Raw genomic sequence first — 13,418 nt, 5'->3', positions numbered from 1 at the left:
AATACGTTTTGACAACAAAATGATAAAACACTGACATTATGACACCGGTGTCATGAATTTATCAATAAAAATATACGTTAATTCACAAAAAGCTTGAAATTATTCATTAATAAACGAAAATGACACAATTATTTATCAATTTAATTAAGTTGTAACAATGAAAGGTAAAGCCACCTCATTTGATATTGCCCACTATGCAGGGGTATCTCAATCAACTGTATCTCGCGCTTTACGTAACAGCCATCTTGTTAACGAAGAAACACGTAAGCGTGTGTTCGATATAGCTAAAAAACTTAATTACAAAGTTGATAAAAATGCCAGCAACTTGCGAACTCAGCAAAGCAGTACGCTAGCATTACTTCTTTTCGAAGACCCTACTTCTGATGAGTCACAAATTAATCCGTTCTTTTTAGCCATGCTTGGCAGCATTACCCGTGCTTGCGCTAAAGAAGGTTACGATTTATTAGTATCATTTCAATCGGCCAGCGCTGATTGGCAAGCAGACTATGAAGATAGCCACAGAGCCGATGGTATTATTTTACTCGGTTATGGCGATTACATTGATTACCAACCAAAATTTAATACCTTACTTGAACAAAACACCAAGTTTGTTTGTTGGGGTGCAACGGTAGATAATCGCCCAGATTTAACTGTTTGTTGTGACAACTACGGTGGCGGTAAGCTTGCCGCTGAGCACTTTATTGCTCACAGCAGAACTGATTGCGCTTTTATTGGTGATGCATCTGATCATAGCCCCGAATTTTTTAGTCGTTTTCAGGGCTTTAAAGATGAGCTATTGGCTAACAACGTAAAAATAAACGAACGTAAAATGGCTAATGCTATATCTACGGAAGAATCTGGGTATCACGCCACTCGTTCGCTTATCGCTAATAATATTAAATTTAACGCCTTATTTGCCGCAAGCGACTTAATCGCTATTGGCGCTATACGTGCGCTTAAAGAAGCAAATATCAACGTACCAAAAGATGTTGCGGTAGTCGGCTTTGATAACATAGCCATTGCTAGTTATGTAAACCCACCGCTGACGACGATAGAGCAAAACACCACTGTTGCTGGGCAAATGCTTGTAGAGAACTTATTAAAACTGATACGTGGTGAAGAAGTACAAAGTACCCTATTAGCTCCTATTCTCATTCCTAGAAGGTCAAGCTGAGCCTGCCTGATAAAATAAAGCAGAATTAACAAACCATTTTAATTGGCAGTTACAACTACTTAAATTTTATTCAGTATCTTTTTATCTATTCATTTCACTTTTCTTTCTGATGTATTCATATCTCACAAAAATTCAAAATTTAGATAAAAAAAAGCCTCTAACGAGGCTTTTTTATTAAACAACTTTTAACTCATACTAACAAGTTGTTAGAAATCGTAAGACGCTGATAATTGAATTCTACGAGGAGACTGGTAAGCCTGAGCTAAACCAAATGTAGCATTTCCATCGCCAGCAGCTATTTCTGCAGCTTCGTCGTAACGAGTTTCAGTAGCAGCATCAAATACGTTAAATATATCCATAGCTAAACGAACTTTCTGATCGTTAAAGCGAAGATTATAAGTAAAGTTAAGATCTAAACGTGCTGTCCATGGTGTAGTACCCATGCTGCCACGAGGGAAACGTTTGTCACCTACATAGTAAGTATCACCGTATACGTATTGATCAGGGTCTGGAGTATAACCTTGACCTAGCGCAGTCCAAGGACGTCCAGATGCGATATTTACATTAGCACCAATTAAGAAGTCTTCTGTAACAGCAAAAGCACCATAAATTTTGATGTTATGACGACGATCTGCAGGTAGATTACCATTAGCACCATCCATTAAATAAGGGTAATCCCAATCTTGCGTAAGACCAGCATCATCTTGAGCATTATCAGATTTAACAAAACCTTCTGTATTACCATAGTTGTGAGACCACGTGTATAGAGCTTTTAAAGACCAAACCTGATCCCATGTTTTCTCTAATGTTAAATCAACTGATGCATATTTACGCTTAGCTTCCGGGTAACCTAACTCTTGTGCACTAAAGCTATATTCTTCAGTGGTGCCGTCACCATCAAGATCGAAATTGAAAGTAGCACCATTACCTGGATTGAATAAGAACCAGTTTTCACCTAAGTATTCACCATTTTCATCACTAAAGATATAAGAACCGTCATCAATTTGATTACCTAAAACACGGTAAGTTGCTTTGATACCCCATGACCAATCATCATTAATTGCTGCTTGATAACCAATCATATACTCATCGTTATACATTGGTTCAAGATCTTTATCAGATAATGTATTTGATGGTTTTGCAGTACCGTCACCACCATTAGAAATAGCAGGATCACCTAGCTGAGTACCTAAACCAACAGGAGTACCGTCTGCGTTTAAGCCTTCATATGCATACCATGTTTGAATATAAGTCTCTGCACCAGCTAAACGGATATTAGTATTAGCTGCTACAGGTAGGTAATAACGACCAGCAGTGAAGAACAACTTACTATCGCCATCTCCATTAATATCCCAAGAACCACCTAAGCGAGGGGCAATTTGGTTATCGATAGAAACAAACTCTTCGCCATCTGCATTGTAGTTAGTAAAACTATCATTACGAAGACCTAGTGTTAATGTTAAATCTTCTGTAACCGACCATTGATCTTCAATATAAATAGCCCAGTTTTCTACTTCAAACGAACCGCCATTTTTATAATCGCGTACACGTGTTGTCTTCATTTCTTCAGGTAAGACATAACCATTAGCCAATCTAGCGCCTTCTTCGTATGTACGATAATAGTAGTAAACGCCACCAGAGTTTTGTGTTGTTGAATCAGCTGTATTAGTTTCAGAATCATAACCAAATTTTAGCGTATGCTCATCGTTTAGGTAGTAATCAAAGTCAACGCGCAATTGCTCACGTTTATCTTCATTTTCACCAACGGTAAAGTTTACATAACACGTAGTATCCTCACCTAAATCGGCATCATAACCTGTAGGACAATCATCAAAGTCTGAGTAATCAGTTTCTGAAAATTTAACTTGGCCATACATTGCTGACATACTTAAATCTTCCGTCAGGTTACCAGTGTAACGAACAGCAAAACTTTCACCGCCTCGCTTGTGATAAGCTGTACCACCATCTTCAGTATAATTACCATTTCCTTCAGGATCTGAAATTGTTTTTTCTGAATAAGTTCGTTTATCACTAAAGCCCCAAAGCATTAGTTGATGATCTTCGTTAATATTCCAATCAAAACGAGCTAGATAATATGGGTCATCATCTTTTTCAACTGTTAAATCTGTTTGAGACGCATTACCGTATTCGTAGTCATTATCTCTTGCAGTATAAATACCATAGAAAAATAATGTGTCTTCAACTATCGCACCTGAAGCATAAATACTTGTTTCAAATGAATTGTCGTAGTCGTCTTGGTTATTAACATATAAATCACCAATACAATGCCCGTCTGCATCTTCACAACGATCATTTTGCTTGTAAAGTGAGTTAGGAGCTTGCTCGCTTAACGAGTCAGATGAATAAATCGTTTCAACACCAAAGTGAAAATCATTAGAACCAGACTTAGTAACTGATGAGATTAATCCACCAGTGGTACGCCCGAATTCTGCAGAATAACCACCTGTTTTAACTTGGAAGCTATCGTACGCTGTGAATGGGATTGTTGCACCACCAAGACCATTACGGAAATTAGTCATATTTAGACCATTCACGTAATAAGCATTTTCAGCTACAGAAGCACCACCAAATGAAGCTTGGTCGCCAAAACGACTGTCCCCTTCAGTTGCGCCAGGCGCAAGCAATGCTACTGAAGTTACTGAGCGAGATATTGGTAGTAGCTCTAATTCTTCAGAGCTAATGTTTAATGAAGATTCTGATGCAGAAACATCTATTGCGCGAATAGAACCACCTACAACAGCAATTCTTTCGATATTACCTGTAGTTAGTGGAATTTCAATAAGAGCTGTTTTACCAACTCCTATAACCACATCTTTAACTTGAGCTTGGTCAAAACCAGCTTGAGAAACGACAATATTATATTTACCAACTGGTACCTGTTTTAGATCGAACTCGCCGTTCGAATCTGCAATAAGCGTTTTTGAATAGCCTTTCGTGTCATCTGTTATTGTTATTGATGCACCCGCTAGTGAAACACCTGACTGAGCCGTTAAGCTACCTTTGATAGCGCCGTTAACGTTATCTGCCATTGCAGGCATTGCCGCACTTAACGTCATTGCAACTGCTGCGGCAGTGAATGAGCGTTTAAAGGTCTTAGAAAAATTATGGTTCATTTTTGATTTATCCCTAGATAATTAGATTTTTATTTTTTATGTATTTCATCAAATACTTTATATAACGGTTACTTATTTAAAGTATTTAATCCCCCCTTAATCTATAAGGGGAAACAAATTAATAACACAATAAAAACAAACTTGCCAACAAAATGAGACAGCAATTAACAGGAAAATCACTATAAAAAACAATAAATTAACAAAAAACCAAGGATAAAACCAAAAAACAAAATAAAAGCAAAAAAAACAAACATATAATTTACATTGCTAGTTGTTTGCAAAACTAACAAAATGAATAAAAAGCAGGCTCCATTATTTATAAAAACAGCGCCATAAACACCATTAAAAGACAACCCTTATACAATTCACTTAAAAATCCTACCAAAATACTATCCCACTTAATTAGCATAAATATTCACACCACACTTCACAAACCCTATACCGTTGCAAAAAACGGAATTTAATTTAGAAAAAAAACGCCTAAGTAAAATCTTTTTTTATGTCATATAATTTCAAAACCATTACTTAAAACAACGCGGAAACCACCAAATAATGATCCCAAACTCGTTTACCACAGAGTAAACTTACCTGCTTAATATATTTTGCATATATCCAAACTTTAGGTGTAGCTGAGTTTATGCTCTCACTTAGCTCTTTTACATGATTATTTTAATATTAGCTTTTTTCATCACTTAGCGCATTACTTGCTAGTAACGTAACGTAAAATTAAACTCCTTATTTGCTGCAAGCGAGTTAATTATATCGGCACTATATATGTGCTTAAAAAGGCTAATATTAAAGTAACAAAAGATCTTGCGTTAGTCGGCTTTAATAGCATAACCATTGCAAGTTATCTGACTCCCTGACTACAATAGAACGAAACTCCTCTGTTGCAGAGCTAATACGTGGTTAAGAAATACAAAGTACACTATTACTTCCAATTTTTTGTTCCTAAAAGGTGAATCTGAGCTTTCGCTTTTTGTAAATACCCGCTCAAATCTGTTCACATTCATTTACAAATAACATAAAACCAATAAAAACAATAAATTAAAGAAAATAGCACCTAAAAAATTATATTTTTTAGTTAAATAAACACCAATTACTGCCTACTTAACTACGGCCACTCGTTAACCATATTTACTATTTTGTTTCCTTAATGTAAATTTATTGTGCCGCTATGATCTTACCTTCTAATTTTATAGCTTAAATAACAATAATACCTCAGGGATCTACATATGTTTAAAACTAAAGCTCTATCAAATGCAATAAGATACTCCTTATTGCTAGGCTCTGTAGCCTTAGCGCCTAACGCGCTGGCTCAAGAAAATGACTTAAATTCAGACGTGGAATTAGAAGAAGAAGCACCTGAACGAATAGTTGTAACAGGCTCACGTATAAGAAAAGCTGAATTTTCTAATGCATCACCAATTCAAATTATCAACGGTGACTTATCTCGTGAAATGGGTTTATTTGATGCAGGTTCAATGCTGCAATCAACTAGCCAAGCGGCTGGTGCTCAAATAGATAATACATTTGGTGGTTTTGTACTAGATAACGGTCCGGGCGCTGCAACAATCGGGTTTCGTGGTTTGGGTGCAGAGCGAACTCTTGTACTTATTAATGGCCGAAGAATGGCTCCTGCAGGCGTTGGTGGCGCACCAACATCTCCTGATTTAAATTTAATACCTGGCGTAATGATTGAGCGTGTAGAGAATTTATTTGACGGCGCATCAACAGTTTATGGTTCTGATGCGGTAGCTGGTGTAGCTAACGTAATATTGAAAAAAGATGTGGAAGGCTTCATTGTTGATGCATCTTATCGTCAACCTAAAGGTGAAGGTGGTGAAGAAACTGTACTTTCGGGTATGTGGGGTAAAACCATGGATAATGGCTTTATCACTGTAGGTGTTGAATATTCAGAACAAAAATCTCAATCTTTATCTGGCAACCCTTTTGTTAAAGGGTGTGAAGAGCGTATTTGGGAAGCTGAAGATGGCAGTATCGTAACGCGAAACAGTGGCTATGGTCCTGTAGCAAGCGGTGAAGATTCATGTGACATTTTCCCTCTAACAAACCGCATTAGCGTACCTTCTTTCTTTGGTAGTGTTTATTACACTCCTAACTTTACAAACACTGGTATTCCAAACTTCAGCGAATCAACTGTACCATCAAGTCTTGAAGGATTTTTACCTTCATGGGTAGCTGGCGATTTCGATGGCGATGGTATTAATGATGGTGTATTTGTTGATGGTAACGGCGATGGTTTCCGTGACGTTGACTTCCAAGACCCTCTATACGCTTTCCAACAATCGGATTACTACAAAAGCGGTGATTACAGAAGTAAAAATGAACGTATCTCACTAATGCTTAATGGTGAATATAACTTCCAAGATGATAACGATACAACTTTCTACTACGAAGGTTTATATGCGAGTCGTAAATCACCAATTTTTAGCCCTGGTGCACAAATATTCCAACAAGTAGCGGCATCAAATCCGTATAACCCTTGTGGTACAAACGGTATTGACTGTTTTGGCGTGTTAGGTGTGGGCCCTGGTGGACCTGAAGCCGTTCAGCCAATCATCAACATTCGTGGTGACCGTGATCAAACTGAGGTTGAAGTTTCACAATATCGTTTAGTTACTGGTGTTACTGGTAACCTCGGCATGTTTGAAAACATTGGTTTAGACAATTGGTACTACGACGCGTCTGTATCGTACAGCGCATCTAAAGGTACTGACCACCGTGTTGGTATTGATGAAGAGCGCTTAATTAACTCATTAGAAACCGCTGTTCTTAATGATGATGGGACTGTTACCTGTGGTACCGGTTCTGATGGATGTGTTCCTGTTAATTTATTTGCAGACAGTATTTACCAAGAAGGCGGCGGTACGCTTTCACCTGAAGAAGCGGCCTATTTATTTATTGATCGCGACATCGAAACTAAAGTAAACCAGTTTGTTTTTAATGCATTCATGGGTGGTGACTTCTTTGCACTACCATGGAATAACGAAACTGTTGCAGGTATCGTTGGTATTGAATATCGTCGTGATGAGATTGAATCAAATCCAAATGCTGCAGCATCTCAAGGCCTACTATGGGGCTACTTTGCTGACCAAGGCGCTGATGGTTCTCGTAATCTAAAAGAAATATTCACAGAAGTTGACTTCCCTTTACTTAAAGGAGTTAAAGGTGCTGAAGAACTTACATTTACAGCTTCTGGCCGTGTTTCTGAAGAATCTTTCTACGATGCTGAATCAACTTATAGTCTTAAAACTATCTACCGTCCTGTTGATTGGTTTACTCTTCGTGCTACAAAAGGTACTTCTTATAGAGCGCCAAACTTACGTGAACGTTTCTTAAACGGTACGTCTGGTTTTAATACAGTTGCCGATCCATGTGTTGTTCCGGAAGATGCTCGTAATATAGACCCATTGAACCCAGGTTCAGCAGCTACATATAATGCGGCTGAAGAAACACGTGATACAGCGGTACTAAACGCTTGTCAAGCATCAGGTATTGATCCAACTACTCTTGGTTTAGGTCAAGGTGGGACTGATTCATATACTGGAACTTATAGCGCTGAGATTGAAACTGGCGGTACAACTGAGCTTAGTGCTGAAACATCAGTGGCTAAAACATACGGTTTTATCTTTGAACAACCGTTCACTGATGCATTTGATTTAACAATGTCATTAACTCGTTTTGATATTGAAGTAACAAATAGTATTGCAGAGCCAAGTGCTTTCTACAGTATTGGTCAGTGTTATTCTGCTGATGGTAATGATGCTTTCTGTAGCCGTATAGGGCGTGACGAAAATGGTCAAATTGATTTAGTTGATGCTAGCTTTATCAATATTGGTTTAATCTCATCTAAAGGTTTTGATTACAATATCTACTTTGAAACAGATACGGTAATTGCAGAAGAAAACTTAGGTATTACACTAGACCTTCAAGCTACGCGCATGACAGAGCAAGTTTTTGATGTACTTGGTACTATTGATGACAATATGGGTGAGCCAGATTCACCAGAATGGCGCGGTACAGCACGCTTACAACTTAAATATTCTGATTTTAGATTTAACTGGGAAACACGTTTCATCGGTAAAGGTCGTGAAGATGAAGATGATTTAGGTGAATTCGAAGAAGGTACTGCAGGTTGTCGTGGTTTAACTGACGCAAATGGTGCTCCACTTAAATGTCGCCCTGTAGGTTTCACTGATGACTACTTTGTGCATAACATTGGTATGACTTGGTCTAACGATGCTTATAAAGTGAACTTTGGTGTACGTAACGTATTTAATGAAGCTCCACCAAAAGTAGATCCAAATGGTTCTTTCTCAAATACTAACATCCCTCTAGGTGTTGGTTATGATACCTCAGGACGTAGCCCATACATCAGTTTTACAGCTTCTTTTTAATTAGAATTGGCTGAGTATATATTCAATCCAGATGGCCTAAAATTTTAGGCCATTTTTTTTGAGGGAATAAAAATGAAACTTAAAAAAAGAATGTTAGTAGGATTTACCTTACTAAGCCTATCTTCTTTCGCTAATAGCGAAACTGAAGATGCGACACAAATGAGCAGTATCGATGCTTTTTCAATGTCATCGGCTATCCGTAGTGTTGTAGCATCACCTGATGGTAAGAAGCTTGCTATTTTAAGAGCCACTACCAAAAATGGTGACTATATAATTGAGATAAGAGATCCAAATAACCTAGAAGCAGACCCCGTAAGGTTGGGCGCTGATAAAATGCTGATATCTTCCATCGTATGGTTAAACGATGAAAAAATTGGCGTTATGTTTAGACAAATACTAGAAGATGGTAGTCGCAAGTATTGGGTTAATAAGTTTGCAATAACTGATGCAGATGGTAAAGGCGACTGGTTATTGCCATTTAAGAAAAAACGAAATATTCAATTTAATATAATAAATATACTTCCTGACAAAAAAGATGAAGTATTAGTAGAGGTTGATATTAATAATAACTACATTCCAGATGTAGTGCGCTTTAATATTAATACTGGACGAAGCGTTACTGTAATGCGCGGAAATGAAAAAGTATCAGGCTCGTTTGTTTCTGACTACGATGGTGAAATAAGAATAGCCCAAGGTTGGAATAAGTCTGATAACGCAATCGATTATTATGCCCGAGATAAAGGCAATGATGATTGGAAAGTAATTAAGCAAGTTAGCCCTAAAAAGCGTGAAAATTTTGAGATATTAGGGTTCGCAAAAAGTAATCCTAACGAAGTTTATGTTAACGCCAACTTAGGCGAAAATACGACTGGCATTTATATTTACAATATTAAAACAGGTCAGTATTCTGAACGCCAATTTGGCCTTAAATCGGTAGATACCGACGGTGTTATACTTGATACAGACGGTACTTTACAAGGCTTTCGCTATACCACCAAGCAACCTAAGTTTTATTTCACAGATCCTAACCTTCAAGCACTTAACGAATCTGTTGCTTCTTTATTTAAAGATAAGTTCGTGCAAATCATTAGTAGTTCTGATAACGATAATGTATTAGTAGTGAGAGTATCTGCTGACGATAACCCAGGCAGCTATTACATTGTTACTAATAAACAGAAGTTAACCAAAATTGGTGATCGACTTCCGTTTATTGATAAAAGTAAACTAGGATCCGTTAAATATATCTCTTATAAAGCAAGAGATGGACGCAAAATAAAAGCGTATGTAACAATTCCTGCGACTAAAGGTCCTTACCCCGCAATAGTACTCCCTCACGGTGGTCCTTGGGTGCGCGACTCTATTGTTTTTGATGATTGGGCGCAGTTACTCGCCTATCATGGTTACGTTGTTATTCAACCAAACTATCGTGGTTCTACTGGTTACGGTTTAGAGCATTGGATAGCAGGTGATAATAACTGGGGCTTGAAAAAACAAGATGATTTAGACGATGCCGCGCAGTATTTGATCGATAAAGGCTTAGCAACAAAAGATAAGCTTGCTTTATTTGGTTGGAGTTATGGCGGTTATGCTGCATTTGCTGCATCTATGCGTGAAAACAACATATATAAATGTGTTGTTGCCGGTGCGGGTGTAAGTGATTTGAGTCGTATCAATGCAACTCTTAACGAAAATCGCTTTTTAAGTATTTTACAACGCCCTACTATTTCTGGTGTCTCTCCTGTAGAGCAAGTAAATAAAGTAAATATTCCGATACTGATTGTACATGGTGATATAGATAGTCGTGTTCCAGTAAAACACAGTAGAGACTTCGTATCTGAGCTTCAAAAGTACAAAAAAGACTTTAAATATATTGAGCTAGAAGATGCCGATCACTTTTCTGATACGCTTTTTTACGATCATAAAAAAGAGTTTTATACTGAGTTATTATCGTGGTTTGATAATAAATGTGGGCTCAAATAATATAATTAAAGGGTGACATTCATTTTTGTGAAGAGAATTCTTTAGTTTTAATACCGAGTTACTACATAATAAAAAGGCTTCTAAATTTATTTAGAAGCCTTTTTTAATCACTACAGCATTTTATACCAATCCGCAATAATACTTAATCATTTTGCGGGGCTAAACGTATCGCTAACTGCGTTAAAAAATTCTTATTTAGAACAACTAAATAGCGAATTTTTTGCCTAGCTATCAACACGTTTTTCCTGCCTCAAAATAGATCACTTAATTAAGCGAATTGGTATTATATATTATTTTTTTAGAGACTCGGCAACCACCGGATAATAATCCCAAACTTGTTTATCACTGAGTGAGCGTACAAGCTTAATATATTCTGCGTGTGTCCAAGCTAGAGGTGTTGCTGAGTTTGTACCCTCGCCTAACTCATAACCTGCTTTATTTACGCCTACGCCATCCCATACTTGCTCCGGTAGCATCATGCCGCTATTGGCAAACTGCTCTAAACCTTTTACGTAACTATTTTTAATGTCCGCTTGTTTTGCATCATCAAGCGCATTATTTGCATTTGCAGCTGCTATTTCATAATGTCCGCGCTCACCTGTAAAAAATGGCCATACACGACCACGTTGGCCTGGAGTGTTGCTCCCGCTTTCGGCGTAATTAGTACCTGTGGTTTCATCTTCGCCGTAACCGTCGTTGCCATAACGGCGATAGCCTGCAAATGTGCCGCTACCATCGGTAAAGTTAAAGCTGTATTTAACCTGTAAGTTATCTTCAAGCGTTTCGTCGTCATACTCAGGCAGGGTTTTAACTATACTTGAATCGTTGGCACTTCTTACTCCATAGCGGACTAATTCTAAAAAACCACCGTCTAAAATCTGCTTTTTGTTAAAACCTTCACGGCCATTGTTGGCGTTAATTTTAGTATTAGAGTTAGCGTCGGTGTCTTGACCTATACGAATAAAATACTCGCCATCGGTGCTATCACCTTTTAAATTACCTTCGGTGGTAAACATTTGCGATTCTATATCACTGTTGTACTTTTTAGCCGTTGCTAAATAACGATCTGCATTTTGAGTATCACCACTGAGTGTTGCTATGTCACTGGCTGTTATAAGGCCAGCAACTACGGCAGCCGTTGTAGAGGGAGAATAACCACTTTGCTCTTCCCAGCGCTCTTGCTGTGTTGCGGGTGGAGTGATTTGCATGTCGTTCCATAAAATTTTAGCTCTTCCGCCATTAACTAAAAAGTCAGCTGCCGGTTTTAGCATGCGTGCGTACCAATCTTTAAGTTCGTTATCACTTAGTACGTTTGCTTGATGTAGCTTCCACGCGAGCATAATTGGCATAGCCGTTTGATCTAGCTGTACCCCTACCCATTCAAGTTCACCGTCAACATGTGTTTTTTGTAAAAACCAGCCAGTGTCGCCATTGTTACCGAGGGTTTTGCTAGTAACTTGTACTTTTTCAAGGTATTCGAAGGCCGTTTTTGCAGTGGCTGTATCGCCTAAGGCCATAAATGCCATAGCTACTTGATAAAAATCACGAACCCATACCGCTTTGTAACCAGTAGAACCCTCTTTGGCTGAAACAGTTTCACCCCAAGGATTAGAAAGTGAGGCAATGAGCGCACCCGCATTGGTTTTGTCCTCTTGCGCTTTTAGCACCATTGCACTGGTATAAAGTAGCTTACCGTCATCTGCTGTTTGATTAACCATGGCGTTTAATGGCTCAAGACTTTGTAGATAATCTTCCCAGCCTAGCGCTTCACCTTTACCGTTGTAGGCATCAAGCACATTTTGATAACCTTTAGATAAGCTCTGTGCACCTTGTTGTTGGCTTTGCTGCTGCGTTTTACCAAAACTTAGTGCTAAATCAAATGTGGTATTACTACTTATACTGCCAAGCTCTGCCAGCAGAGTGACGTTACCGGCCTTATCGCCTGTGTTTGAATATTTTTTGCTTAGTGTGTGTTGTTTTTTAAGTGAGGTGATGCCATCGCTCACACCTGTAAAGCCTACACTTTGCATTTTGAATGGCGTAGATGATTGCAACGTTAAAAAATTATCATCTTCCCATGCTACTAAGCCTTGCTCAGTGGTTTTTGCAAAATCACCCAAGCCGTTGTTGTTTATATAAGGGTTAACAGCAACATACGCTTTCACGCCTTTAAGTGATGTATTAAAAATACTGCGTACAAACAATGTTTGTCCGCCTGGATCGGTGAATATGTGTTTTTCGAGGGTAAAACGTCCTTGCTTATCTGTGCTTGTTACTTTGTAAGCAAGCGATAGTGGTCTACCTTTATCGTCTTTATGTAAGTAATCAATTGTAACGTCTAAGTCGTCAGCTTCAGTGACTGTAAAGTCTTTACCGGTTACTACAAACTGCATATCTTTGATTTGTGCTTGGTGAATGAGTCCAAACATAGTTTCGGTGATCATACCTTTAGCAATTGAAAACCATACTTTTGATACTTCACCTGTCGCAGCGTTGTCATTATACTGGCCGTTTTGGTATTGCTCAAAAGAAGTACCAATTCCGGTTTTACCCGCGTAAGCCCAAAATGGTTCAGCACCTGGTGCGCCAGGAGCGACTGAAACTGTAGCGTCAATATTTTCGTTATTCGTATTTTGTGCACCACAGGCTGTTAAACCCAAAGTTAAAAGAGCGGTGGTAATAAGGTTATATTTTTTCATTGTGTGACCC

5 protein-coding genes are annotated in these 13,418 nt (G+C 38.3%); 3 read left to right on the top strand and 2 right to left on the bottom strand.

Annotated features, from left to right (window positions below; all coding sequences use genetic code 11):
* Window positions 1-157: 157 nt before the first annotated feature.
* Window positions 158-1,174, top strand: a complete 1,017-nt coding sequence (locus tag WNY79_RS07625) for a LacI family DNA-binding transcriptional regulator (protein WP_007582612.1) — start codon at window positions 158-160, stop codon at window positions 1,172-1,174.
* A 206-nt stretch (window positions 1,175-1,380) separates the two neighbouring features.
* Here WNY79_RS07625 and WNY79_RS07620 read toward each other — a convergent pair whose 3' ends face one another.
* Window positions 1,381-4,308, bottom strand: a complete 2,928-nt coding sequence (locus WNY79_RS07620; RefSeq protein WP_342875551.1) for a TonB-dependent receptor — start codon at window positions 4,306-4,308, stop codon at window positions 1,381-1,383.
* Window positions 4,309-5,543: 1,235 nt separating this feature from the next.
* Between WNY79_RS07620 and WNY79_RS07615 the strand changes: the two genes are divergently transcribed.
* Together WNY79_RS07615 and WNY79_RS07610 are read left to right on the top strand one after the other, a co-directional pair.
* Window positions 5,544-8,729, top strand: coding sequence for a TonB-dependent receptor (locus WNY79_RS07615; protein WP_342875550.1), 3,186 nt, complete (start codon window positions 5,544-5,546; stop codon window positions 8,727-8,729).
* 72 nt (window positions 8,730-8,801) lie between these two features.
* The gene (locus WNY79_RS07610) at window positions 8,802-10,709 is read left to right on the top strand and encodes a prolyl oligopeptidase family serine peptidase (RefSeq protein ID WP_342875549.1); all 1,908 of its coding nucleotides are present in this window, start codon (window positions 8,802-8,804) and stop codon (window positions 10,707-10,709) included.
* A gap of 290 nt (window positions 10,710-10,999) precedes the next feature.
* On the opposite strand, the gene WNY79_RS07605 is transcribed toward WNY79_RS07610, so the two are convergent.
* A complete protein-coding gene (locus WNY79_RS07605; RefSeq protein ID WP_342875548.1) occupies window positions 11,000-13,408 on the bottom strand; it encodes a glucan 1,4-alpha-glucosidase in 2,409 nt (802 codons plus the stop codon).
* Window positions 13,409-13,418 lie beyond the last annotated feature (10 nt).

It is taken from the genome of Pseudoalteromonas sp. AS84 (assembly GCF_038900255.1).
Classification (GTDB): domain Bacteria; phylum Pseudomonadota; class Gammaproteobacteria; order Enterobacterales; family Alteromonadaceae; genus Pseudoalteromonas.
Note: the sequence above shows the minus strand (reverse complement) of the source record. Positions and strands in the feature narration are given on the sequence as shown.

Coding starts and splice junctions, on each gene's coding strand:
- WNY79_RS07605 (WP_342875548.1), bottom strand. CDS start 13,408: ATGAAAAAATATAACCTTATTACCACCGCTCTTTTAACTTTGGGTTTA.
- WNY79_RS07620 (WP_342875551.1), bottom strand. CDS start 4,308: ATGAACCATAATTTTTCTAAGACCTTTAAACGCTCATTCACTGCCGCA.
- WNY79_RS07615 (WP_342875550.1), top strand. CDS start 5,544: ATGTTTAAAACTAAAGCTCTATCAAATGCAATAAGATACTCCTTATTG.
- WNY79_RS07625 (WP_007582612.1), top strand. CDS start 158: ATGAAAGGTAAAGCCACCTCATTTGATATTGCCCACTATGCAGGGGTA.
- WNY79_RS07610 (WP_342875549.1), top strand. CDS start 8,802: ATGAAACTTAAAAAAAGAATGTTAGTAGGATTTACCTTACTAAGCCTA.